The organism is Niallia laureatilytica (assembly GCF_046613985.1).
In the GTDB taxonomy this organism is placed as follows: Bacteria; Bacillota; Bacilli; order Bacillales; family Cytobacillaceae; genus Niallia.
Window position 1 is genome coordinate 119,108 of record NZ_JBKKHP010000007.1, and the last position, 24,318, is coordinate 143,425.

Genomic DNA, 24,318 nt, shown 5'->3' on the forward strand with positions numbered 1-24,318 from the left:
ATTACCATATACAAAGGCAAACCTTTCAAAGGTTTGCCTCTCTTTATTATTAAACTGAGTTTCCATATTATATTAATTATGTAAGTTATTATTTTATTTTTTTACTAAATGATGATATAACTAGAAAGGTATTTATTTATAAGAGGTGAATAATGATTAATCAAATCTACTTACGAAGAAAAAATAAACTCATCCTAACCAAAGGCAATGAACATACGCCTAATCTCCATTACATAGCCACCATCTTAGCCAATTTTGAATCACTAGGCTACACATTTTCTAAATCTATCATTGATACACTATATACATATTCCGCAAACCAGCTTAATGAATTCTATTTATCCACCATCGATAATTTGAAAGAATTATTGGGTGCAAATAAGACCTATAAGCCAATGTATCCGAACTTTCCGCAGCAGGTGATGGAAGCGAGCGATGCAGAACTATTTGTAAACGCGCTTATACATTATTTGTCAGAGGGGACAATATTGCCTGAATATGAGCAACAGACAAGACTGCCGTTGTATGACAGAACAGAGCAAAAAGTGATAGCCCTTGGTTCGACTGCCGATTTTTTGATGATTTTCCGAAACTTGCTTTCTTCAAAAACGTCCCTTTCAGCAACTGACAAGGCAGACTTGGAGTATGCCTTCTCAAGCTTTCCTGAAATGGCCGGGCAGCTTATACCGCGAGAAGTGCCTTTGAAGGAGAATATTGCTTTACTTGGAAAGTTATTATTGGAGAACAACTTAGATCATAAGATTCTGTTTCAATATGTTAAAACAGCTACAGATGTCCTGCGGATTGCTGTGTCTCTTTCGGATGGGGATGTCAGCTTAGCTGCAAGTACAAGATTTAAGAGCTTTAAAAGAAAGGAGAGACGTTTACTTCTAACGCTTCTTGAAAACTGCGGCAATATCGAAGAGGATATGAAAAGGTATAAGAACAGATGGATTAGGTTAGGAGAGCGGCTCCATCCAGGAGAATATAAGCAATTTAAAAAGGCGAACGAAGCTTTTTTCAAGCTGAGAAATAATGAGCATATTCCTACATTTAATGGTCTTGTTGCAGAGGCACTGTACACAAAGCGAATGGATGATGCTATGACTTTTTTGTCTGAAAGACCAGGTGAATTTGCGCGCAAGCTTGATCACCTATTAAGACTTCATCACCAGCCTGAGATTGTGATCGAGAATTTTAAGGCAATTGCTGAAAAAGTAGAAACGACGGTGCTGTTGCAAGTAAGAGAACATTTTAAAAACAGGAATGCAGGAAATGAAAAAAGATCATTTTTTCCTAAAGGAAATGTAGCGAAGATGTTTGTGATAGACAATAATCTCCCTGACATTGCAGAGGAAGTTTGTGAGGAAATTGTGTGCATTTGTGACAACAGTTTAATCAGTATTTATAAGCAAAAGGGTCCGATTGGAAAGGTTTATTTGGACGAAGCACTAAAAAATTATCTTGTGCCATTTTCCCAGCGCTCCGCTAATAAGTCGGTTAAAGCTGTTGTGAGAGGTTCAAAGCTAGATGTGGCAGAGTCCATGAAGACAATTAGAACTTTTCTTTATTGGAAAGACGGCTCGAAAGATTGGGGCACAGATATCGATTTATCCGCCGTTATGTATGATGAAGCCTGGGGATATTTGGAACATGTTTCGTATACGAACTTAAGATCAGCTAAGTATAAATCGAGTCATAGTGGTGATATTACTTCAGCACCAGCAGGCGCTAGTGAGTTCATTGATTTGGATATACAGTCGGTCCGTAATTTCGGCGGAAGGTATATTGTCTTTTCTATCCATTCTTTTAGCGGTGAGGCATTTAATGAGCTTCCAGAATGCTTTATGGGCTGGATGAGCAGAGAAAATCCTAATTCCGGGGAAATATATGAGCCAAAAACAGTCGAGAATAGAATGGATATTACATCTGATTCTAAGATATGTATTCCAATGATACTTGATTTACAGGATAATAAAATTATTTGGACAGATGTTGCACTTCGAACGGATCCATATTTTGCTAATAATGTAGAAGAAAATCAAATGGGAATGGTGTTGATGGGAAAGGCATTAACTTCACTTGTCAAACCGAATTTATATGATTTATTTAAGCTTCATATTGAGGCACGAGGAGAGTTTTGTGCTACAATAGAGGAAGCAGATTTAATTTTCTCTGTTGATAAAGGGATTACTCCTTTTGATCTTGATCTCATTGTTTCAGAATATCTATAGTATGAATACATATTGGGCTATTATCTATCTTCCTTCTAACTCTTATATCTTGTAAATCGTTAGATGGATTGCTTTCCCAATTAATATAAAGGCTTTGTTATACCTTCCTTCTTAAACTCTTAAGTTTTATCGAACTTAGGTATGGCAGTTTCCTTTATAAAGTCAGGCTTTATAATAAGCCTGGCTTTATTTATTGTTGTTAGGTGATTTATCCTAATTTATGAAACTATTTGGAATGTAAAGAAAAACCTACCAAAAAAGTGTATAATAGAAGTGAACTACATATATTTGATGCGGGTGGTGCTGGTCACTCTTTCCCTTATGGTGAAGGAGGTGAACACGCCAATGGATTTTCTAAAGACTCTGCTCGAGAATACTGTCACAGTATTTTTCACTGCTTTTGCTGCAGCTTACGCACAGCGCTTAGCGGGCAAAAGGAAAAAAGAGCAAAGAAAAACCACCCCGCGCCACAAACGTAAGGGTGGTTCTTCTCGCTAATCTAATATATTAGCCTGACCGCACCGCCCGATATGGCAGTAGTTCAGGGCCAAGGAGTTACCCGCTCCTTGGCTTTTTCTAGTTTATGCTTATAGTTACATATTATACCCAAGCTACTATTAATTCAAGCAAAACAGTATAGTTTATTTAATTTGCTGTTTAATATCATTCATGAACAAAATCGTTTTGTTAATGAGCGGCAGGAGAACTGTCGTGTGATCCTCTCCTGGAAATTCGAGAAATTCACTATCAAACTTAGCAGAAACATGTGTTTGAAGTTCATCATTAAGTTTCTTCGCTTTTTCATTCATTTGTGAAAAATGATCTCTTTCCAATTCTCCGCTTGTGATAAGGAGCTTCGCTTTCGGCTCAGTTTCCATAAACCTTTGCTTTGCAGTATTTAAAAAGTCTTCATTCCAATGGATGGAGGGGCTGCTTGCCACATAATACTGAAAGGAAGAAGACGAAGTAAATAATGCAGAAAGTACGAATAAACCGCCAAGAGAATGACCGACAATCGTCTGTTTTTCGGTATTAACCTCATATTTTTGTTCAATTTGGGGCTTAAGTTGTTTTTCAATAAAAGAAAGAAACAAGCTTCCGCCGCCCCCTGGTGGAAAGTCCCTGTCTATGGGATGGTAGGATAAGAAATCTATCTCAGGTGAGAAGGTATAGTCAAAATATCTACTGTCATTAAATGGTTCTGTTGTTTCATAACCGATGCCCACAATAATGTGCGGTTTTTTTCCTGTAATCTCTCCCCGTCTAGTCTGCAGATTCATACTTTCTGTGAAACTGGCAAAGATAGAGTTTCCATCTAGTACATATATAAGTGGAAAACCATCTTCAGGCGCAGGTGAATCAGGAACAGATACGAATATTTTATATAATTGCTGATTTCCTTGTGACAAGATAGACCAGCATTCTGTATGCGGCAAGGTATATGGTTCTGTCTTCATACTTTCCTCCGTTTCATTTAAGTGCAGGCTATCTTTATTAATTGGTTAAATTTTGGTATTATTAATGAAAATGATTATCAATATCATCAAATATTTTAAAGGGAACTGGTGAGGAAAACAAGTGGCAATCATAAAAAATAATAATATTTGGAAAAATTTTTATTTAGACTTGAAGAGCATCAAGCGCATTCACAAGCAAAGCAAGGAAAATAAAATTACGTCTTATTTCGATTTAATATATATTCAGACTGGCAGAGGAACCATTACGATCAATAAAGAAGTGAAGCAATTTGCCAGCCACCAGCTCCTCGTCATCCCGCCAAGCAGTACATATAAACTTACATTTGCTAGTGATGTAGATTATTATCTTATTTCCTTTCAAGTGTTTCTGAAAGACAAGGAGGAAGAGATTCAGCCCTACTTAGACAGCTTGGCATGTATGCAGCAGCAGGTAATACCTTATCATCAAGAGGCGGCAGTACTAATAGAGGAAATGTATCGCCTTGAAGGGGAGGACACCCCTTACCTCCATTTTCTGCAGAGAGCCAGGCTTGATGAGGTATTCTTTCATTTATTGTCCTATAAAAAGCACGACACACCTAATGATACTCTCTTAGCAATCGAGGAAACAAAAAGGTATATGGAAGCTCATTTTCATGAACGCTTAAAGATTGATATGCTGGCACAGCAGGCAGAGCTTAGTCCTAAATATTACTCAGAAATGTTTAAAAAACAATACGGTATTACGATAAGCGATTATATTACGAGATTACGTGTAAATAAAGCTAAACAACTATTGCTGATGACAAAAGACAGCATTCGTTCTATTGCCAGTTCTGTCGGCTATGCGGATGAATTCTACTTAAGCAGAAAGTTTAAACAAGCTGTCGGCATTTCTCCATCGGCATATCGGGAGAAAAGACATAGAAAAATAGCTTCCTATGATTTCGCAACAACAGGACATCTGCTGGCGTTGCAAATACTTCCATATGCAGCCCCCATTCATCCGAAATGGACGCTTGATTATTATGAGCAGTACAAAGATGATATTATCTTCCATCTCGAGTCTTATCGAAAGCATACAGAATGGCGCAAAAACATTGTGAAGCTAAAGAGGGCAAAGCCCCATCTAATTATAGCGAAACAGGAAATAACTGCAGACGAAAAAGCAGAATTAGCTAAAATTGCTCCTGTCTTTTATTATTCAGAGCAGGACAATTGGAAAGATCAGTTTTTTCAGATAGCAGAATATTTGAACTGCACAAAAGAAGCAAAGGATTGGATGGATTTCTATGAAAATCAGGCATTAAGTGCATCTACGCAGCTAGCTCCATATTTAAGCGGAAAAAAAGGACTAGTCATCAGTCTTTTCAAGGATAATTACTATTTAAACCGCTCTAGAACCATTATAGAAGTAATCTATGAAGAGCTGCAGATAGGCTCTGCACAAGAGAAAGACAAATGGAAGCATAATGAACAAATATCAATAGATACTGTTATGGAAATGCAGCCAGATTTCCTTTTAATGAATATACGCCAGGATGAGGAAACGCTAAAACATTGGGAGACTGTCAGGACATCGGTGCATTGGAACAATATTGAAGCTGTGAAACGCCAGCAAGTTTATTACATCCAATCAGATCCTTGGAATGAATGCTCTGCAAGCTCTCATCTTCGTGTTATTCATAATCTATTAGAATTGATTACGGAAAAAGTACAAGTAAATGAGAGGAAATAATCCATGTTCCAATAAAAGATAGTTTTGTATAATCCTAATTGAAAGTGGTTATCAATATCAATTAGACTATATAAAAGGGGAAGATCTTCGTGAAAAAATATGCATTTATTATAATGTTAGGTATCCTGCTTGTAATTGCAGCTGCATGCGGAAAAGAAGAGTCTGCAGGTAGCAGTGATAAGCCTGCAGAGGAAGCAAGTGCTGATACGACAAAAACAATTGCATTTTTAGATAAAGAATATGAAATTCCAAGCGATAGTACAAAAATTGTTACAGCAAGTCAGGAAGCAATGGAAGATGCAGCTGTGTTAGGAGTTAAACCAGTAGGAGCAGTAGCAACTGGTGGCGAGTTTCCTGCATTTTTAGGAGATTCCATGTCTGAGGCTCAAGAAATTGGTGACAAATTCCAGCCGAGCACAGAGAAGCTCTTGCAATTAAAACCGGATGTCATTCTTGGAACAAGCAAGTTTCAAGCAGATGTCGTGGAAAGCTTAAATAAAGTCGCACCAATGATTCCGATTTCCCATATATCTACTCATTGGAAGGATAATCTGCTTGTTTTGGCAGAGATTACGGGTAAAACAGCGGAAGCTGAAAAGTACATTTCTGATTACGAAGCAAGTGTAAAGGAAACAAAGACAGCAGTTGCGGAAAAAATTGCTGATAAAGAAGTTGTAATGGTCAGAATTCGCAGTGGTAGCATTTTTGTATACCCAGAGAGTGTTTATTTCAATCCAGTACTTTACACTGATTTAGGACTTACAGTACCAGAAGAAGTAAAAGCAGCTAAAGCCCAAGAACAAATTTCATTGGAAAAGCTGGCTGAAATGAATCCTGATTACTTGTTTGTGCAATTTGAGGAATCTGAAAATCAAGAAAATAAAGACGCATTGAAGGATTTCGAAAGCAATGCTATATGGACGAACTTGAATGCAGTTAAAGACGGACATGTATATGTAAATGCAATTGACCCAATGGCAGCAGGCGGTACTGCTTGGAGTAAAACAAACTTCCTAGCAGCTTTTAAGAAAGAATTAGGGCTGTAAAATAACAGTACTTGTCCAGAACTCCTGGACAAGTACTAATTGTATATAAGGTGAATATGTATGTATCAAAAAAAACTGGCAACCTATTTAATTATTATATTATCTCCAATCTTGTTTGCGCTCGTAACGCTTCTTTCCATCCGATATGGTGCAACAGACACATCCTTTAAGGATATTTTTGCAGCTGTTTTCCATTATGACCCAGATAATATGCAGCAGACAATCGTGAGGAGTTCAAGAATACCAAGAGCAGTTGGTGCCTTACTGATTGGGATACTATTAGCTGTTTCGGGAGCATTAATGCAAGGCATCACAAGAAATTATTTAGCATCTCCATCCATAATGGGAGTGACAGACGGCTCTGCTTTTTTTATTACCATTTCATTTATCTTTTTGCCTAATTTATCTTCCTTTCAGCTATTATGTCTTTCATTTTTTGGATCACTGTTTGGCGTGGCACTTGTAATGGGCTTGGCAGCATTCGTGAAAAACGGCTATTCGCCAGTCAAGCTTGCGATAATCGGGACGATTATCGGAACATTTTTAAGCGGTGTATCCTCCAGTCTCGCCTCCTATTTCCAAGTTTCCCAAACAATGAGCTTTTGGTATAATGCGAGGCTTCATCAAATCGATTCACCTTTATTAACGTTTGTTATTCCATTTGCCTTAGTTGGAATTATTATATCGATGTTTTTATCGAAATCAGTGACAATCCTGTCTTTAGGCAAGGATCTCGCGACAGGATTGGGACAAAAGACAAGATGGATTCAGCTGTTATCTATGGCAGCAGTCGGCTTAATGACAGGAATATCAGTGGCATTGGTCGGAAAAGTTGGCTTTATCGGACTGATTATTCCCCATATCACAAGATATCTTGTCGGAAGTGACTATCGGGCCGTTATCCCGTGCGCCGGCATTTTAGGCGGAGTATTTTTAGTTTTCTGTGATGTGATCAGCAGGTTTGTCAATTACCCATTTGAAACACCGATTGGCATCATTACATCCTTCATCGGTGTTCCTTTCTTTCTCTATTTAATTAAGCGAAAGGGAGGAGGCGATCAGCGTGTTTAACAAAAGATTTTACATAACCGTATTTGTTCTGATTGTCCTTATCCTTGCTGCAGGTTATTACAGCATCACAAATGGTGTGTATCCTATCACCTTCTCGCAGTTTTATGAAAGTTTGTTCCGCATACGTCCGCAGGAGGATATTGATTTAGTACTATTTGAATTAAGGCTGCCAAGACTTGTGCTTGCCTTGCTGATTGGCTTTGGCCTTGGTGTTGGCGGTGCAGTCCTTCAAGGCATTACAAAAAATGGACTTGCAGATCCGGCCATTCTTGGTATAAACAGTGGAGCCGGAGCTTTTATTGTTGCATATATGCTCCTCTTTCAAGGAACCTTCTCTGGCGATCAGCTCCTGATGAAGCTGTTAATGCCGCTGATTGGTTTAATCGGCGGACTGTTTGCTGCTACGATTATATTCCTGTTAGCATGGAACAGAATTAGCGGCCTTGATTCCCAAAGGCTGCTCTTAACAGGAATTGCAATCAGCACAGGGTTTGGATCACTGTCCATGTTTCTGTCTCTAAAGATGAAAGCACAGGACTTTGAAATGGCAACTGTTTGGCTTAACGGGACCATCTATAATGCTACATGGACATATGTCATTTCCATACTTCCATGGTTTTTACTTTTCGTACCCTTCATCCTCTTTAAAGCTTACAAGCTCGATTTATTCCGCCTCCAAGAAAATGTCATGAAAGGACTTGGCATACAAGTGGAGAAGGAGAAGTGGCTGTTGATGGCAGGTGCCGTTATATTAGTAAGTTCATGTGTGGCAGTTTCCGGTAGCATTGGATTTATTGGACTAATCTGTCCTCATATCGCTAGGCTTCTAGTTGGATTGAAGAACCGTCATTCCTTGCTAGTTTGCGGGCTTGTCGGCATGCTGCTTTTGACAGTAGCTGATTATATCGGCAGAAGCGTTGTCGCACCGGCAGAAATATCTGTAGGTATTATACTAAGCATTATCGGAGCACCATATTTCATCTTTTTATTAGTAAAAGCAAAAGTTTAGGAGGCAAGAATGGAAGAGTTAATTGAAAAAACAGTTGGCGGCAGGAAGCTGTACATCTGCTTGCCTCCAAGCTACTATCAAACAGATCAGCATTATCCTGCCGTGTATGTGCATGATGGACACTATTTATTCTCCAGTAATTTGGCTAAGTTAAAAGAGTCTTATCAAGTAAATGAAATCAAAGAAGTGATTCTTATTGGAATGGAGCCTGTTGATAGACTTCATGAATATACTCCATGGCCTGCGGAGAGTTTAGTACCAGCCTTCCCTGATTTTAAGGGGGAAGGAAAAGAATATTTGCATACTTGGGAAGAGTCTATTAAAGCATATATAGATAGTCAATTCCGCACAATACCTGATATGAAGGAAACGGGTATGCTCGGAGCTTCTTTAGGAGGACTAATTACGCTGTTTGCCTTGTTTTCTACCAGTGAGGTAATCGGGAAGTACGGTCTACTATCCCCATCCTTATGGTTTCCAAATATGCTCGAATTTTTAGAGAATGAAGAGTGCTCTCCTGAGAAAAAGAAGCTGTATTTATATGTTGGCAGTGAAGAAGGAAAAGGAAAAAAGAATATACAGCAGGAAATGGTTCAGTCTGTGCAAAATGCGAATGGCATCCTTGAACGAAAGGGATTTTCTCAGCAGCAGCTGCTTTTTGAAGTAAGGCAAGCTGCTAATCACCAGCGGGAATACTTTATTGAGCAATTTATGGTGGCATTGCGCTGGCTATATAAGAAATGAAACGATGCTTTTTAAAAGCATCGTTCTTTTTTGTATAAAATTTAAAAAAGCGCTTTCAAAAAGTGTTTGACGAACGAGTTAGAGGGTGTTAATCTAATAACGACCAATTAATTAGTTCATTAAACAAATTAATTATGGCATCATTAGTTAGTTTGGTCTTGTGTGTTTTATGAAATGTAAGGGGTTACAAATAGTGAAGCAGAGGGGAGGAATAATGTTTTTCTATGCTAACAACGGATTGAATGTTCAAAGCTTAAGCACATCTAAAGATAATTGCATAAGCACCGACTGATTTATTTGAAATTTCCGTCTTATAATTACAATTCTGTTGGAGGGATAATGATGGCTCAAACAAACAGAGAGCTAGTAATACCAGATGTAGACAGGAAAGTACAAAAATTTGGAGTTAAAGATCAGTTAGGTTATTTATTTGGTGATTTTGGCAATGATTTCTTTTTTATACTAGTAGGTTCGTTTTTAATGGTGTATTACACAGATGTCTTTGGTCTAAGTCCTGCAATGGTAGGAACGATTTTCCTTATTGCTCGTCTTTGGGATGCAGTTGCAGACGTAACATGGGGCCGTTTTATTGACACGAGAAAGCCAAGTAAAAATGGAAAGTTCAAACCATGGATTTTCAGAATGTCTTTTCCTCTCGTGTTTTCAGGAGTGTTGATGTTTATACATATTCCCGGCATGTCAACAGGCTTCTATGAAGCATATGCCTTTGTGACATATATTTTATGGGGAACATTGTATAGTACGGTAAACATTCCTTACGGATCAATGGCTTCTGTCATTACAAGTGATCCTGTCGAGCGTACGTCTCTGTCAAGTTTCCGAACAATGGGGGCAACTTTAGCTGGGTTAATTGTAAACGTGATAGGACCGTTAATTGTATTTGTCGATAATAAAGCAGATCCTAGCCGTTTTTTTATGGCCGCCATCATTTTTGCAGTTCTTTCACTATCCTGTTATATGGCATGTTACAAGATGTCAACGGAACGTATTACAGAGACAAGAAAGGAAGGCAAAACCTCGCTGAAACGGACATTACAAGGGGTAGGGAAAAACAAGCCGCTTCTGATTATCCTTATTGCTTCACTCGTTTTTATTATGAGCTCTATGTTAAAGGGAGCTGTTGATGTATATTTGTTCAAAAATTATTTTGATAATGCAAAAGCATTAAGTATTTCAGGGCTTATTGCGACAGCTGCCATGTTTATTGCGATAGTAATTGCAAAACCGCTAGTTGCAAGATTTGGGAAAAAAGAAGTGGCAGCAGCAGGCTTGCTGCTTTCCGTAATAGATTATTTGCTGCTCTATTTCTTATCAGATATTAGCGCTAGTCAATTCCTTGCAATCTCTGCAGTTGGAATGTTTGGTTTTTCGTTCTTTGGGATTGTTGTTTGGGCATTTGTCACAGATGTAATTGATTATCATGAATTCATAACAGGCATGAAGGAAGATGGGACGATTTACTCTATTTATTCATTTGCTCGAAAGGTAGGGCAAGCAGTTGCAGGTGGATTAGGTGGAACGGCACTTGCTGCAGTTGGTTATAGTGCGTCATTAGACGTGCAATCAGAAAGCACGTTGCAAGGCATTCATACCCTTGCGACATTGTTGACAGCAAGCTCTTTATTTCTAGTTTTCTTGCTGCTTGTATTCTTATACCCGCTCAGCAAAAAGAAAACGCTACAGCTTGCACAAGATCTTGCTGATAGAAGGAATGCTGCTAAATAAATATGGGAAGGATAGCTGGATTGCAGCTATCTTTTTTTTGCCAAAAGCAAACGAAGCCCCAACTTAGGTGAGGCTTCGTTTAGTCTTAAGCATTGCTTTCAAGAGAAAAATTGAGCATTGGCACATCGAGAAAGTTTTTAATTGCTAATGCACACGCACCTAAAACTACAGCACCTTTACCCAATGGGGAGATTAACAGCCCTTGATAATGGCTTGTGGAAGAGGTTAAGTTAGCTTTGATTTTTTCTAGTGAATTAGGATAGATGCGCAGCAATTCACTTTCCAGCACAAGTGTATCAGGATTGTACATGTTAATTAAATTATTCAGACCGATGGAAAGGTAGTAAAGAAGCTGTTCCATTAAGTCAATTACCTCTTGGTCGCCGCTTTCAATCCAAGCTTGGATTTGGTCATACGTTAAATCCTCCAGATTTCTGGCTGAAGAAAGCTGTTCAAATATACTTGCTTCAGAAGCATACTTCTCCCAGCAGCCCTTGTTTCCACAATTACAGGGCTTTCCGCCAGGAACGATAATCATATGGCCGGCTTCCCCAGCGAAGCCATCATACCCACGGAAAAACTCATCATTCATCATCATACCGATGCCAATACCAGAGTATAGAGTTGTACACAATAAATAGTCAGTTTCATGGTGCTGATAGACCCTTTCTGCAAAAGAACAGAGATTAGCATTGTTCTCTATATATAAAGGAATGTCTATTTCCTTTTTTAAATCTTCTTTCAGATGGATGTTGCTCCAGTTAAGCCGAGGGACGAAATGTATAATTTCATCCTTTGATACTAATCCGTGAATAGCAATCACAATACCGACAATTCCATATTCGCTTACAGGCGTATTTTCTTGGAAATTCTTTATCTCCTCTATGAGGATATGTAAAATCTTAGCGTAATCATTGGTTTTCAATTCAACAGATTTAGTGGAAACTGGCTGGCCGAGAAGGTCTGAAAGAATGAAGGAGATTTTGCCGCTATCCAAATCAATACCAAGAGCAAAACCTGCACTTCCATTTAAGGAAAGCATAATTGGTTTTCGGCCAACTGAATTATGCTCAAGCTGTGTCTCGACAATTAAACCTTCCTCTAAAAGATCAGCCACTTGAACAGAAATGGTCGCTCTCGTTAAATCTGTAACCTTAGACAAATCTGCTCGTGAGATCATACCTTCTTTAATAATATTTCTTATAATTGAGGAGCGATTAATTCTTTTTATGTATGCTGCATCACCAGTAATCATGTGATCCTCCATTGGTTTTATATATTGATATATTTAATATTAGACTACCCTTATTATACCAGCAACATTTAACAAAACCTCTGTTAAATCTGTAATCTGCATTGACTAACAAATTTAAACATGTTACATTATGTGTGGAATTAATTTGTTTAGTGAACAAATTAATATAAAATAAAATGTAAATGCTTACAATAACTTGAGAAAACATATGAATGGGAGAGGGGAGCATATGAAGAAATTTCTAGATAATGATTTCTTATTAGATACGAATACGGCAAAACAGTTATATAAAAATGCGGCTACCAGTTTACCAATTTTTGATTTTCATTGCCATTTAAATCCGCAAGAGGTTTGGGAAGATAAAACATACGAGAATCTGACAGAGCTATGGCTTAGTGGAGACCATTATAAATGGAGAGTCATGCGTATTCATGGTGTGGATGAACATTTTATTACTGGAGATGCCAGTGATTGGGAGAAGTTTAAGGCTTGGGCTGAAACAGTGCCATACCTGATTGGCAATCCTTTATATCACTGGACACATATGGAACTAAAAATGTATTTTGGTATTGATCAACTGCTTAGTCCACAAACAGCCTCTGAGATATATGAACAGTGCAGCCAATTGCTTAAGACATCGCAATTCACTGCAAGAGCATTGATAAGAAGATCAAATGTTACATTTATCGGAACAACAGATGACCCCATTTCCCCGTTAACATACCATCAATTATTGAATAATGATGAGACATTTAAAACGATCATTGCTCCTACTTTCCGGCCTGATGGGGCACTATTTATAGAAAGACCAGCATTTAGTGAATGGTTAAAAAAATTAGCAGACGCTTCTGGAATTCAGATTGATAATTTAGACGGCTTATTAGCTGCATTGAAAGAGAGAGTTGATTTTTTTCATCAAAATCGCTGCTGTGCATCTGATCATGATATCCCTAAGATGGAATATATAGATGCGAAAAAGGAAGACATTGACAGCATCTTTCAAAAAGGTATGAAAGGTATCGAGCTGACAGAAGAGGAAACAGGATGCTATCGTTCCTTTTTGTTAAAAGAGCTAGGGAAAATGTATGCGGAAAAACAATGGGTCATGCAATTACATATAGGGGCGATGCGCAACAATAACACAAAAATGAAGAAGCTTATTGGACCAGATACTGGTTTTGATTCAGTCGGAGAAGCTAATCATGCGCAAGCGCTGGCTGCATTTCTTGATGCCCTTGACCAGGAGGGTGCTTTGCCGAGAACCGTTTTATACAATCTTAATCCAAAAGACAATCCCGTACTTGCCGGCATGGTTGGAAATTATTCAGAAAAGGGTGTGTCTGGAAAAATTCAATTTGGTTCAGGCTGGTGGTTCAATGATCATATCGATGGTATGGAAAGGCAAATGAAGGATCTTGCGAATGTAGGGATGTTGAGCCATTTTATTGGAATGCTGACAGACTCACGGAGTTTTCTCTCATATGCCCGCCACGATTATTTTCGCAGGATTGTATGTAATCTTTTCGGTAATTGGGCAGAATCCGGTTTGGTACCATACGATATGGACCTGCTTGAGGAAACAATTAGAAACATTGGATTTCAAAACGCAGAGCGATACTTTTTAGTAAGGTAATTGTTAGCATGCAGGGTGTTTCTAGAAATTTTACTGAAACTGCTTTTAAAAAAGCAATTTCAGTAAAAAAAACAGCAGATTTCAGCATTTTTAGAGAATGTATTATGTTCCAGAAAGCAATACAATAGAAACAGGTTCTTACTTTAATAAAAAAATGATAACGCTTACCAAATGGGGTGGTTTTAGCTGGAGCAATGGATAATGGCCTATTACAGGATGCGAGGAATGGAGACGGCAGGCTTTGAGTTTCATTCACATCACGAATACGAGATATATTTTTTTCACTCGGGAGACTGCAAATATCTAATAAATAACCGGATTTATGAACTGCAGCCGGGAGATATTTTATTGATGGACGGATTAACATTGCATAAACCGAATCCATCGTTAGAAACCCCCTATATTAGAAGTGTCATTCATTTTTCACCAGCTTATTTACAGGAAATTTTGCATGTGCTTGGAATGGAAGCTTTGCTGGACCCCTTTCGAAAACTGAACAACTGCCTCCTTCGAACAGGCTATGATAAGTCAGCAAAGCTGGTGGAAGAGAAAATGAGTCAAATCAGTAGCCTATTTGCAATCCATCATAAACAGGAAAATAATCAACCAGACATATTAGAGGCAGAAGTGAAATTAGAACTTGTACAGCTGCTTGTAGAGATTTACAAAATGAGCAAAAAAGATTTACAGATGTTTCCGGCAAAAAGACCAGAAAAGGAAATTCATGCCGAGATGATAGCATCGTGGATTGATGAGCATTTTACGGAAAAAGTCAGTTTAGACAGATTAGCTAAAGAACGAAATTTAAGCAAATATTATACATCTCATGTCTTCAAGGAAATTACGGGGTTTACGGTGATGGAGTACTTAATGGGCTGTCGTCTTAATCATGCCAAATATTTATTAGAAGTGGAGCCACATCTTCCGTTATCTCAAATTGCGCAGAAATCAGGCTTTGAAAGTATTTCTCATTTTAGCAGGTACTTCAAAGAAAAGGTAGGAAACACGGCAAGAAATTATCGAGCACTAAAGACTGGCCAAAAATAGTTAAGGAGGCTTTATAAAGATGAATAACCTATTGATTTCAGGGTTTTCAGATGAGATTTCAGCTGACTTTAATACACAGCTTGAGGTAGTTAAAAAGCTTGGCATGCATTATATATCCTTGCGTGGAATTGACGGAAGAAATATTGGTGATTTTTCGGTAGATGAAATAAGGGATGATGTTTTACCCCGTTTGCAAAAAGCAGAAATCGGTGTTTCGTCTATAGGATCTCCAATAGGCAAGATCCTAATTGATGACGACAGCGGCTTTGAAGAGCAAAAGCAAATGCTCCACACAATATGCAAGATTTGCAGCTTGCTTGATTGTAAGTATATCCGAATTTTCAGCTTCTATATTCCGAAAGGGGAAGAAGCAGACAAATATCGAGAGAATGTTATTAGTAAATTAAAGGAATTTGCTGCAATTGCTAAATCATATGATATTATTTTGCTCCATGAAAATGAGAAGGATATTTATGGGGATATTGGCCGGCGCTGTAAAGAGATTTTGCATGAAGTAGGCTCAGCTTCTTTTAAAGCAATTTTTGATTTTGCTAATTTTGTACAGTGTGGTGAGGAACCAAAAGAATGCTATGACCTTTTGAAGGATGACATCGTCTATATTCATATAAAAGATGCAGTATCAGAAACTGGACAGAATGTAGTATGCGGTACTGGGCAAGGCAGAATTCCAGAAATATTGGAACTGGCAATGGACGAAGGCTATCAGGGATTTTTGACACTGGAACCGCATCTTGTGTTATTTGATTCGCTAAAGGACTTGGAGCTGGAAGAATCGCTTCACTTTATCGAAAACAATGAAGCACTTACAGGAGCGAGTGCCTACAAGCTGCAATATGAGTCATTGCTAGACATTCTTAACCAAATTACAAGTAAGGAGGAAGTATAATGGGCAGCAAAGTGAGATTAGGTGTTATTGGGTTAGGAGCTCAAGGAGGAGCATATGCTGACTTTTTGGCAGAGGGGCGAGTCGCAAATATGGTGCTAGGGGCGATTTGTGATATTGATCCAGCGAAAAAGACAGCAGCAGCTGAGAAGTTTCCTGGTATTCCTTTTTATGATAACTATATTGACATGCTTAAAGGAAGTGAGATAGACGCAATTGTCACATGCGTTCCTCATTATCTTCATCCTGAAATGGCGATTGAAGCATTAAAAAGAGATATTCATGCACTTGTTGAAAAACCAGCAGGTGTTTATACAAAACAAGTCAAAGAAATGAATGATTTTGCAGCAACAAAACCGGAATTAACCTTTGGGATTATGTTTAATCAACGGACAAATCCACTTTACCAAACTTTAAAGAGTTTAATAGATACAGGGGAAATTGGCAACATCCGCCGCACAAACTGGATGATAACAACATGGTGGAGGCCGCAAGGATATTATGACCAAGGAGCATGGAGAGCCACTTGGAATGGTGAAGGCGGCGGTGTCCTTGTGAATCAGGCGCCCCATCAAATTGATTTGCTGCAATGGATTTGCGGGATGCCAAAGAAAGTTTATTCTAATGTGAAATATGGATTTCAGCGCAATATTGCTGTGGAAGATGAAGTAACTGCATTGCTTGATTACGGAAATGGTGCGACAGGTGTGTTCATTACTTGTACACATGATGTAATAGGGACGGACCGTTTTGAAATATTGGGAGACAAGGGGAAAATCGTTGTTGATGACAGTCAGAAAATAACGATTAAACGCCTTGTTAAACCAGAGTCAGAAATGAGTGCTACTATGAGCATGCATGAGGTGACAAAAATATTTATGGGCGGCAATACACAAGAGCTCTATTCAGAAGAGGTGCTAGAATTCGAGAGTGTTTGGGGAGAGCAGCATATCGCTGTTTTGGAAAATTTTGCAGCTAATATTATAGACGGCACGCCGCTCCTTGCCCCTGGTTCTGATGGAATCAATGGGGTTGCACTGGCAAATGCCATTCATCTGTCGAGCTGGTTAGACAAAGAAGTAGAGCTGCCAATTGATGAAGAGGTATATCTAGCTGAGTTAAACAAAAAGATAGAAGCGGAAAAACTAAACCCAATTAAAAGCTGACATGGGTTGCAGGAGGGGAGATTGGAATGCTGAAAGCAGCGGTAATTGGACTTGGTGATATCTCAAAAATTCATCTTGCCGCCATACAGGCAAACCCAGATGTGGAATTAACGGCAGTATGTGATGTAGACCCGAAGCGTAAAGCAATAGTGCCTCATGTGAATTTTTACGAAGATTATGAAGCAATGCTGGCAGAGGAAGTGCTGGACTGTGTACATATTTGCTTGCCGCACTATCTTCACTATCCTGCAACAGTAGCTTGTGTGGAAGCGGGCATTAATGTCTTTCTCGAAAAGCCTATCGCATTGACTCATAAAGAGGGTTATTCCTTAGTGGAACTAGAAAAAAAACATAAGCATGTGAAAATCTGTGTGTGCTTACAGAATCGGTACAATAAAACAGTTGAAGTGCTGAATGAAATGGTTGAAAGCGGCCATTATGGTCCAGTTCTGGGAATAAAGGGGCTGGTTACATGGAATAGGCCAAAGGCTTATTATGACGTAAAACCGTGGCGAGGCAAGATGAAGTATGCCGGCGGTGGCGTAATGATTAACCAATCGATTCATACTTTAGATTTAATGCAGCTCCTCGGGGGAGACATAGATTCAATCAGAGGATCAATCGATCAATTACTTGATTATGAAATAGAGGTGGAGGATACAGCAAGTGCTCATATTCAATTTGCCAACGGTGCCACAGGGTTGTTCTTTGCGACGATTTCATATGAACGAAACTCCAGTGTAGAGCTGCAAGTCACATTTAAGGAAGAAAAATTTACGATTAAGGACAGTATTTTAACAAGAGCTAATGAAGAGGACAAAAAGATAGAATTAGCAACAGATGACGGACTTACTGGGACGAAGTTCTATTATGGAGCGAGCCACGCTAAGCTGATTAATCGGTTCTATCAATGTATTGCATCAGACAGCGACAAGTATACCCATGTGAAGGACGCCCTTATGTCCATGAAAATGATTGATGCAATCAGGCAATCATCAGAAGAAAAAAGACGTGTCAGAATGGAGGAGCTAAATTGATGAAAAGCGGAAAAATAGGTGTTCAAATGTTCAATTTAAAAAATAAAATAGACGAATTGGGCGTCTATGAAACAATGAAAAAAATTCATGAGCTGGGCTACCGCTATGTAGAAGTCACACAAGTTCAAATGACAGAGGAAAATGTGTCTGAATTGAGAAGAGCAAGCTTAGACTTTAATATCAAAGTCGCAGCGATCAGCGCCCCCCTTGATTCAATGCCAGGGAGCCAAGGTGAATCTTTAACAGCAGATTTTGATAAGATTGTCAGTGATTGTATAACATTAGATTGTAATTTTATTAGAATTGGTATGATGCCTGTTAATTTAATGGGAGATAAAATCAAGGCGATGGAGTATATTACCGAAGCTGAAAAGATGGCCGAACGGCTCAAACAGCATGGAATAGAGCTGTATTACCATAACCATCATATTGAGTTTGAGAAATATGACGGGAAGTGCCTGCTGGATATTATGAGAGAGCAAACGTCCAATCTCGGCTTTGAACTCGATGTTCACTGGGCCCAAAGAGGAGGAGCAAACCCGATAGATGTCATCAATCGTTTTGCCGGGCGTGTCTCACTCATTCATTTAAAGGATTATCGCATCGGACCAATTGATTTAGGAGATTTAAGGGATATGTCCGATTTCATGAGCAAATTTACAGGTAATATTGAATTTGCTGAGCTTGGCACAGGCAATCTGGACATTAAAGCGATTATGGAGATTGGAAAAAAAGCGGGCGTTCAATATTTTCTGATTGAACAAGACGACACATATGGAAGAGATCCATTTGATTGCCTTAAAGAGTCAGGAGACTATTTAAGACAATTAGGGTATGCAGATTTGTTCTGATAATCGGAACCTCATGCTTAATTAATAGTTAGAGGTCCTAAATATTGGGACTTCTTTCTTATTGGTTTTAGTTAGACATCGGATTTAGCATCTAATAAATGATTGACGCAAATTTCCGATAATGATAATATACATTTAATTAATTAGTTTGCTAAACAAATTAATATTTACGTACCAATAGATTCTAAAATTAATATATTTTTAAGGAGAAATGGAAGGGTTTACAACGCAGTGGGCTAAGGAGTGATGTAGATGGGTATTCTTGAAGAATTATTAAAAGACATACCAGTCCCAAAAATGGCAAAAGTGAAGGTTTCATTTGATGATAGCAAAATAGATGATCTCGGTTCCGTCTTAATGAAGAAGTTACAAAGTGAGCAAATAGTAAAAAATATTAAACCAGGCATGGAAATAGCCGTTGCTGTCGGAAGCAGGGGGCTAGATCGAATCACCGAGCTTACTTCTGTAACAGTGAAATTTCTCAAAGGTTTAGGTGCAAAACCTTTTATAGTCCCAAGCATGGGCAGCCATGGTGGAGCAACGGCAGAGGGCCAGAGAGCCGTTCTCGAGCATCTTGGTATTTCGAAAGAATCAGTAGGAGCAGAGATTCGTTCCTCCATGGAAGTAGAGCAGGTCGGCAAATTAGCGAATGGTTTACCAGTATATGTAGATAAATATGCCTTGCAAGCAGACGGCATCGTGGTGATTAACCGCATCAAGCCACACACAGCCTTTCGTGGACCTGTTGAGAGCGGCATTATGAAGATGATAAGCATTGGTCTGGGCAAACAAAAAGGTGCTGAGGCCTGTCATCAAATGGGATTTAAATATATGGCAGAAAACGTTCCTGCCATGGCAAAGGTCATTATGAAGAAAACCCCCTTTCTGTTCGGTGTAGCGACAGTGGAAAATGCATTCGATAAAATAGCCACGATGGAAGTGCTGACACCAGAAGAAGTGATTGAAACGGAGCCTGCCTTGCAGATAAAAGCAAAGTCATTATTGCCTAAACTTTTTTTTGACCAGCTTGATGTCCTTGTGATTGATGAAATCGGCAAGAATATTAGCGGTGACGGAATGGATCCCAATATTACTGGCCGCTATCCTACGCCATATGCATCAGGCGGCCCAGATGTAAACAAGATGGTTGTGCTAGATGTCACTCCACAATCAGAAGGAAACGCGAATGGTGTTGGAACGGCAGATTTCACCACACAACGTTTGCTCAACAAGATGGACAGAGAAGGGACGTATGCTAATGGCCTGACCTCCACTGTTGTAGCACCAACAAAAATTGCCACAACATTGCCAAACGATAAAATGGCTCTTCAAGCAGCAGTGAAAACATGCAATATCTTAAACTTTCACGATGTTAAACTTGTTCGCATTAAAAACACCTTAGTATTAAGTGAGATTGAAGTATCTGAAAGCTTACTTGAATATGTGAACAATCATCCTAATATGGAGCAAATTACTGGCCTTTATGAAGTTCCTTTTAATGAGCAAGGCAATTTATTTTAGACGATGAGGAGAGAAATTGATGTCAACACTATTTGATTTAAGCGGTAAAGTGGCGGTTGCAGTAGGAGGAAACGGTGTGTTAGGATCCTCGATGGCAAAGGGCTTGGCAGAACATGGTGCAAAGGTAGCGATTGTTGGCCGCAATTTAGCTAAAGCAGAAGAAATAGTCCACGAAATAATCCAAAACGGCGGCGAGGCAAAAGCATTTTTTGCAGATGTTTTAACAAAGGACTCACTCTTAAAAGCAGCAGACGAAATAGAACAATGGGCTGGCTGTTGGGATATTCTTCTTAATGTACCTGGCACTAATAGTGCAACACCTTTTTTTGAGATTGACATGGATGAATGGGATCGAATCATGGATGTTAACCTAAAAGGGATTGTGTTAACTTGTCAGATTTTTGCTGAGAAGATGATAAAACATGGCAAAAAGGGCAGCATTATCAATATCTCTTCTGTTTCTTCCACAACACCCCTCTCAAGAGTATTCACATACTCGGTTTCAAAGGCAGGGCTCAATAGTGTCACCCAATTTTTAGCTCGTGAATTTGCTCCGTATGAAATTCGTGTCAATGCTATTATTCCAGGTTTTTTCCCGGCAGAGCAAAACAAAAAGATTCTTGATCAAGAAAGGATAGAAGACATAATGAAGCATACGCCGATGAAACGATTCGGGGAAGCAGAAGAGCTTCAAGGTACAGCGGTTTGGCTTGCCTCTGATAAGGCGTCCAGTTTTGTGACAGGCGCTTTGATTAGGGTAGATGGCGGATTTGGAAGTATGACAATCTAATGAAAGAGCGTATCAATGCTTTTGTAAAAAAATCTAGATTAGGAAGGGTGCTAAAGACATGCCTGCAAAAAAATATGAACTTCTAATGTCTATACTTCAGGAAATGAAAACGGTTGTTGTTGCATTTTCAGGAGGTGTGGACAGTACCTTTCTATTAAAAGCAGCGGTAGATGCTCTAGGAACAGAAAATGTTCTGGCAGTAACCGCAGACTCCGAAACATACCCGACAAGCGAGTTGGAAGAGGCGAAGTCACTTGCGGTACATATTGGTGTTAAACATATCCTTATAGAAACCTCTGAATTAGCGATTCCCGGTTACTCGGAAAATACAAAAAACAGATGTTATTTTTGTAAAAGCAGTTTGTTTGATCATATTATTCCAGTTATGGAAGAGGCAGGATTTAACAATGTCATCTATGGGGTCATCGCTGATGATAGGAATGAATTTAGACCAGGCATGAAGGCAGCAAAAGAAAAAGGGATTCGGGGACCGCTTCAAGAAGCGAATTTGTTTAAAGCGGAAATCCGCGAGCTTTCGTATGAGCAAGGACTGCCGACTTGGAATAAACCATCCTTTGCATGTCTTTCCTCAAGAATTGCCTATGGCGATAGGATCACAAAGGAAAATCTTACAAAGGTAGAAAAAGCAGAAGCATTTCTAAAAACACTTCAAATCCGTCAAGTGCGAGTCCGCACCCATCAGGATATCGCCAGAATTGAGGTAGAGCCAGATGATATGAGGAACGTACTGGAAAAAAACAAGTTTATCGTGAGTGCATTGCAGGAATTCGGCTACAAATATATCACTTTAGATTTAATAGGCTACCAGAGTGGCAGCATGAACAAGGCACTAGCAGTAAAGGATAACTCAAACTTTTCTATTTAGAAAAGATAGCACAATATGTGTAAGGTATGCATCTCTAATTTAAATCGAAAAACCATCTCTGAGGGGGACCAACATGCTGGAGGAAATTTTGTCTCAAGTTCAAAGTGGTATGTTAAGCATAAATGAAGCTAAAAAGAAGTTAGCAACATTTGAGAACTTAGGATTTGCGAAAGTAGACCATCACCGCAATAAACGTCAAGGCTTCGCAGAAATCGTCTACGGGGAAGGGAAGGAAGCAAAGCATATTATTTCCATCATCCAATCCTTAAAAAAGCGGAACAATCAGGTTCTCGTGACGAGAGTTTCTAAAGAAAAAGCAGAAACGATTCAAAGCGTATGTCCAGAGTTTATCTATAATAAAACAGCTCGTGTTCTCTATTGGAAAAAACCGATTGAGAGGGAAGCTAAAGCTACCGATAATGGCTATATTGCAGTCATTTGTGCGGGCACATCGGATTTAAAAGTGGCAGAAGAAGCGGCAGTCACAGCAGAAGTGCTCGGAAGTGAGGTGCGTCGCATTTATGATGTAGGAGTTGCAGGAATACATCGCCTGTTCAATCATCTGGAGGAAATCCAGAATGCAACTGTTTCTGTAGTTATAGCTGGAATGGAAGGAGCACTGCCAAGTGTTGTTGGCGGCCTTGTGTCACACCCGGTAATCGCTGTGCCGACAAGCGTAGGCTACGGTGCCAATTTCAACGGCTTATCCGCATTATTAACTATGTTGAATTCCTGTGCATCAGGAATAAGTGTTGTAAATATAGATAATGGCTTTGGCGGCGGCTATAACGCTGTCCTAATCAATCAACTCGCACAGAAAGGAGTAAGAAAAAATGAAAACGCTCTACTTTGATTGTTTTTCTGGAATAAGCGGTGATATGGTAATTGGCGCATTAATCGATGCGGGAGCTGACCCAGAATTCTTAGTTCAAGAACTGTCAAAACTTAAGATGGAAGATGAATACAAGCTTGTATGGAAGAAGGTTGTCAAAAATGGAATCAGCAGCACGAAATTCGACGTAATTTTGGTGGATAATTTAACAGAACATAGTATTGCTGGCGACAGTGGGGACCATAGCCATAAACACACACACAGCCACGACGATGATCATAACCATGAGCATTCACACAGCCACGACGATGATCATAGCCATGAGCATTCACATCATCACAATCATAATCATAGTCATCAACACCGCTCTTATAAGGACATTGTGGAGCTTATACAGAGCGCTGACTTTTCTGATGATATTAAAAATACAGCATTGAAAATATTTGAGAAAATTGGCCGAGCTGAAGGACATATACATGGTATGCCCTTAGAACAAGTGCATTTTCATGAGGTTGGTGCAGTAGATTCCATTATTGATATTGTTGGGACTGCTATCTTAATCCATCATCTGGAGGTTTCTGTCATTAAGGCTTCCGCTCTCCCTGTTGGCACTGGCAGAATTAAGATTGATCACGGGATATATCCTGTACCTGCTCCTGCAACCCTGGAAATTCTGAAAGAAATTCCAATTGAACATACTAAAATTCGGGGCGAGCTGACTACTCCGACAGGTGCCGCTATTGCTGCCGCATTGGCAGACGAATTTTGTGCATTTCCATCTATAATGGTGCAATCTATCGGTTATGGTGCTGGCACAAAAAAATTTGCTGAACATCCAAATGTTCTGCGTGTAATTATTGGGGAGCAATGATGGATAATCTAGTTCATCCTTCTAATGAGGAGCATATCGATAGAAATATGATTAAAGTGGAAGTGAACTTAGATGATATTTCTGGGGAAGTGCTCGGTTATGTAATGGATTTATTGTTCGATGCTGGAGCCAACGATGTTTTTTATACTCCTATTTACATGAAGAAAAATAGACCGGGAATACTGCTGCAATTGTTGTGTTCACAGGAAAAACTAGCAGAAATAGAAAAGGTTCTTTTTATAGAAACTACCACACTCGGTGTACGTTATTATCCAGTTACTGTCCATCGGCTTGAAAGAAGATTTAGATATGTCGAGACAGAGTGGGGGACAGTAAAAGTAAAAGAGGGCATCTTGCAAGGACAGATTGTGCAGCGGGCGCCAGAGTATGAAGAGTGTAAAAAAATAGCAGTGCACCATCAAGTTCCACTGAAAAGAGTATATGAACAAGTGTGGCGAAATGGGGAAGTCAGGGAATAAA

General features: G+C 39.1%; 22 protein-coding genes. 20 read left to right on the forward strand and 2 right to left on the reverse strand.

Annotated elements, in window-relative coordinates:
• Positions 1-152 precede the first annotated feature (152 nt).
• Together ACLIJJ_RS17360 and ACLIJJ_RS17365 are read left to right on the forward strand one after the other, a co-directional pair.
• Positions 153-2,234, forward strand: a complete 2,082-nt coding sequence (locus ACLIJJ_RS17360) for a TerD family protein (RefSeq protein ID WP_411411375.1) — start codon at positions 153-155, stop codon at positions 2,232-2,234.
• 345 nt (positions 2,235-2,579) lie between these two features.
• The gene (locus ACLIJJ_RS17365) at positions 2,580-2,732 is read left to right on the forward strand and encodes a hypothetical protein (RefSeq protein ID WP_233314833.1); all 153 of its coding nucleotides are present in this window, start codon (positions 2,580-2,582) and stop codon (positions 2,730-2,732) included.
• 143 nt (positions 2,733-2,875) lie between these two features.
• Here the strand turns inward: ACLIJJ_RS17365 and ACLIJJ_RS17370 are convergent, their stop codons facing one another.
• Entirely contained in the window at positions 2,876-3,691 is an 816-nt protein-coding gene (locus ACLIJJ_RS17370) for an alpha/beta hydrolase (protein ID WP_411411376.1), read from the reverse strand.
• A gap of 121 nt (positions 3,692-3,812) precedes the next feature.
• Between ACLIJJ_RS17370 and ACLIJJ_RS17375 the strand changes: the two genes are divergently transcribed.
• The 6 genes from ACLIJJ_RS17375 (at position 3,813) to ACLIJJ_RS17400 (ending at position 11,045) form a co-directional block, all read left to right on the forward strand.
• The gene (locus ACLIJJ_RS17375; RefSeq protein WP_411411377.1) at positions 3,813-5,429 is read left to right on the forward strand and encodes an ABC transporter substrate-binding protein; all 1,617 of its coding nucleotides are present in this window, start codon (positions 3,813-3,815) and stop codon (positions 5,427-5,429) included.
• Between the two features lie 89 nt (positions 5,430-5,518).
• The gene (locus tag ACLIJJ_RS17380) at positions 5,519-6,475 is read left to right on the forward strand and encodes an iron-hydroxamate ABC transporter substrate-binding protein (RefSeq protein ID WP_411411378.1); all 957 of its coding nucleotides are present in this window, start codon (positions 5,519-5,521) and stop codon (positions 6,473-6,475) included.
• Positions 6,476-6,535: 60 nt separating this feature from the next.
• The gene (locus tag ACLIJJ_RS17385) at positions 6,536-7,546 is read left to right on the forward strand and encodes a FecCD family ABC transporter permease (protein ID WP_233314836.1); all 1,011 of its coding nucleotides are present in this window, start codon (positions 6,536-6,538) and stop codon (positions 7,544-7,546) included.
• Positions 7,547-7,559: 13 nt separating this feature from the next.
• Complete coding sequence (locus ACLIJJ_RS17390) at positions 7,560-8,555, forward strand: FecCD family ABC transporter permease (protein WP_411411428.1); 996 nt, start codon at positions 7,560-7,562, stop codon at positions 8,553-8,555.
• A gap of 9 nt (positions 8,556-8,564) precedes the next feature.
• On the forward strand, positions 8,565-9,299 hold the full coding sequence (locus tag ACLIJJ_RS17395; protein ID WP_411411379.1) for an alpha/beta hydrolase: 735 nt from the start codon (positions 8,565-8,567) through the stop codon (positions 9,297-9,299).
• 339 nt (positions 9,300-9,638) lie between these two features.
• Positions 9,639-11,045, forward strand: coding sequence for an MFS transporter (locus ACLIJJ_RS17400; protein ID WP_411411380.1), 1,407 nt, complete (start codon positions 9,639-9,641; stop codon positions 11,043-11,045).
• Positions 11,046-11,130: 85 nt separating this feature from the next.
• Here ACLIJJ_RS17400 and ACLIJJ_RS17405 read toward each other — a convergent pair whose 3' ends face one another.
• Positions 11,131-12,300, reverse strand: a complete 1,170-nt coding sequence (locus tag ACLIJJ_RS17405) for an ROK family transcriptional regulator (protein ID WP_411411429.1) — start codon at positions 12,298-12,300, stop codon at positions 11,131-11,133.
• 229 nt (positions 12,301-12,529) lie between these two features.
• Between ACLIJJ_RS17405 and uxaC the strand changes: the two genes are divergently transcribed.
• The 12 genes from uxaC (at position 12,530) to larC2 (ending at position 24,317) form a co-directional block, all read left to right on the forward strand.
• Complete coding sequence (gene uxaC / locus ACLIJJ_RS17410; RefSeq protein WP_411411381.1) at positions 12,530-13,933, forward strand: glucuronate isomerase; 1,404 nt, start codon at positions 12,530-12,532, stop codon at positions 13,931-13,933.
• A gap of 201 nt (positions 13,934-14,134) precedes the next feature.
• A complete protein-coding gene (locus ACLIJJ_RS17415; protein ID WP_233314840.1) occupies positions 14,135-14,980 on the forward strand; it encodes an AraC family transcriptional regulator in 846 nt (281 codons plus the stop codon).
• Positions 14,981-14,999: 19 nt separating this feature from the next.
• Positions 15,000-15,887, forward strand: a complete 888-nt coding sequence (locus ACLIJJ_RS17420; RefSeq protein ID WP_251646764.1) for a sugar phosphate isomerase/epimerase family protein — start codon at positions 15,000-15,002, stop codon at positions 15,885-15,887.
• Positions 15,887-17,050 (forward strand): Gfo/Idh/MocA family protein, encoded by a 1,164-nt coding sequence (locus ACLIJJ_RS17425; RefSeq protein ID WP_237943217.1) that lies wholly within the window; start codon positions 15,887-15,889, stop codon positions 17,048-17,050. Before ACLIJJ_RS17420 ends, ACLIJJ_RS17425 begins: the two co-directional genes overlap by 1 nt.
• A gap of 26 nt (positions 17,051-17,076) precedes the next feature.
• Complete coding sequence (locus ACLIJJ_RS17430) at positions 17,077-18,087, forward strand: Gfo/Idh/MocA family protein (RefSeq protein ID WP_411411382.1); 1,011 nt, start codon at positions 17,077-17,079, stop codon at positions 18,085-18,087.
• Positions 18,087-18,938 (forward strand): sugar phosphate isomerase/epimerase family protein, encoded by an 852-nt coding sequence (locus tag ACLIJJ_RS17435; RefSeq protein ID WP_341081561.1) that lies wholly within the window; start codon positions 18,087-18,089, stop codon positions 18,936-18,938. The genes ACLIJJ_RS17430 and ACLIJJ_RS17435 overlap by 1 nt, the downstream gene beginning before the upstream one ends.
• Positions 18,939-19,190: 252 nt before the next feature.
• Positions 19,191-20,459 carry a nickel pincer cofactor-dependent isomerase, group 22 gene (locus tag ACLIJJ_RS17440; protein WP_411411383.1) on the forward strand — a complete coding sequence of 423 codons (1,269 nt, stop codon included), beginning with the start codon at positions 19,191-19,193 and terminating at the stop codon, positions 20,457-20,459.
• A 19-nt stretch (positions 20,460-20,478) separates the two neighbouring features.
• Positions 20,479-21,249 carry an SDR family oxidoreductase gene (locus tag ACLIJJ_RS17445; RefSeq protein ID WP_411411384.1) on the forward strand — a complete coding sequence of 257 codons (771 nt, stop codon included), beginning with the start codon at positions 20,479-20,481 and terminating at the stop codon, positions 21,247-21,249.
• 58 nt (positions 21,250-21,307) lie between these two features.
• Complete coding sequence (gene larE / locus ACLIJJ_RS17450; RefSeq protein WP_233314846.1) at positions 21,308-22,135, forward strand: ATP-dependent sacrificial sulfur transferase LarE; 828 nt, start codon at positions 21,308-21,310, stop codon at positions 22,133-22,135.
• 73 nt (positions 22,136-22,208) lie between these two features.
• The gene (gene larB / locus ACLIJJ_RS17455; RefSeq protein WP_411411385.1) at positions 22,209-22,988 is read left to right on the forward strand and encodes a nickel pincer cofactor biosynthesis protein LarB; all 780 of its coding nucleotides are present in this window, start codon (positions 22,209-22,211) and stop codon (positions 22,986-22,988) included.
• A complete protein-coding gene (larC, locus tag ACLIJJ_RS17460) occupies positions 22,969-23,838 on the forward strand; it encodes a nickel pincer cofactor biosynthesis protein LarC (protein ID WP_411411386.1) in 870 nt (289 codons plus the stop codon). The genes larB and larC overlap by 20 nt, the downstream gene beginning before the upstream one ends.
• A complete protein-coding gene (gene larC2, locus ACLIJJ_RS17465; RefSeq protein ID WP_411411387.1) occupies positions 23,835-24,317 on the forward strand; it encodes a nickel pincer cofactor biosynthesis protein LarC2 in 483 nt (160 codons plus the stop codon). The genes larC and larC2 overlap by 4 nt, the downstream gene beginning before the upstream one ends.
• Position 24,318 lies beyond the last annotated feature (1 nt).

Excerpts from the sequence above, each read along its gene's own strand:
- larC2 (WP_411411387.1), top strand. The coding sequence starts at position 23,835 with ATGATGGATAATCTAGTTCATCCTTCTAATGAGGAGCATATCGATAGA.
- ACLIJJ_RS17365 (WP_233314833.1), top strand. The coding sequence starts at position 2,580 with ATGGATTTTCTAAAGACTCTGCTCGAGAATACTGTCACAGTATTTTTC.
- larB (WP_411411385.1), top strand. The coding sequence starts at position 22,209 with ATGCTGGAGGAAATTTTGTCTCAAGTTCAAAGTGGTATGTTAAGCATA.
- larC (WP_411411386.1), top strand. The coding sequence starts at position 22,969 with ATGAAAACGCTCTACTTTGATTGTTTTTCTGGAATAAGCGGTGATATG.
- ACLIJJ_RS17395 (WP_411411379.1), top strand. The coding sequence starts at position 8,565 with ATGGAAGAGTTAATTGAAAAAACAGTTGGCGGCAGGAAGCTGTACATC.
- ACLIJJ_RS17435 (WP_341081561.1), top strand. The coding sequence starts at position 18,087 with ATGAAAAGCGGAAAAATAGGTGTTCAAATGTTCAATTTAAAAAATAAA.
- larE (WP_233314846.1), top strand. The coding sequence starts at position 21,308 with ATGCCTGCAAAAAAATATGAACTTCTAATGTCTATACTTCAGGAAATG.
- ACLIJJ_RS17370 (WP_411411376.1), bottom strand. The coding sequence starts at position 3,691 with ATGAAGACAGAACCATATACCTTGCCGCATACAGAATGCTGGTCTATC.
- ACLIJJ_RS17415 (WP_233314840.1), top strand. The coding sequence starts at position 14,135 with ATGGCCTATTACAGGATGCGAGGAATGGAGACGGCAGGCTTTGAGTTT.
- ACLIJJ_RS17440 (WP_411411383.1), top strand. The coding sequence starts at position 19,191 with ATGGGTATTCTTGAAGAATTATTAAAAGACATACCAGTCCCAAAAATG.
- ACLIJJ_RS17360 (WP_411411375.1), top strand. The coding sequence starts at position 153 with ATGATTAATCAAATCTACTTACGAAGAAAAAATAAACTCATCCTAACC.
- ACLIJJ_RS17430 (WP_411411382.1), top strand. The coding sequence starts at position 17,077 with ATGCTGAAAGCAGCGGTAATTGGACTTGGTGATATCTCAAAAATTCAT.
- ACLIJJ_RS17405 (WP_411411429.1), bottom strand. The coding sequence starts at position 12,300 with ATGATTACTGGTGATGCAGCATACATAAAAAGAATTAATCGCTCCTCA.
- ACLIJJ_RS17445 (WP_411411384.1), top strand. The coding sequence starts at position 20,479 with ATGTCAACACTATTTGATTTAAGCGGTAAAGTGGCGGTTGCAGTAGGA.
- ACLIJJ_RS17385 (WP_233314836.1), top strand. The coding sequence starts at position 6,536 with ATGTATCAAAAAAAACTGGCAACCTATTTAATTATTATATTATCTCCA.
- ACLIJJ_RS17425 (WP_237943217.1), top strand. The coding sequence starts at position 15,887 with ATGGGCAGCAAAGTGAGATTAGGTGTTATTGGGTTAGGAGCTCAAGGA.
- ACLIJJ_RS17420 (WP_251646764.1), top strand. The coding sequence starts at position 15,000 with ATGAATAACCTATTGATTTCAGGGTTTTCAGATGAGATTTCAGCTGAC.
- uxaC (WP_411411381.1), top strand. The coding sequence starts at position 12,530 with ATGAAGAAATTTCTAGATAATGATTTCTTATTAGATACGAATACGGCA.
- ACLIJJ_RS17400 (WP_411411380.1), top strand. The coding sequence starts at position 9,639 with ATGATGGCTCAAACAAACAGAGAGCTAGTAATACCAGATGTAGACAGG.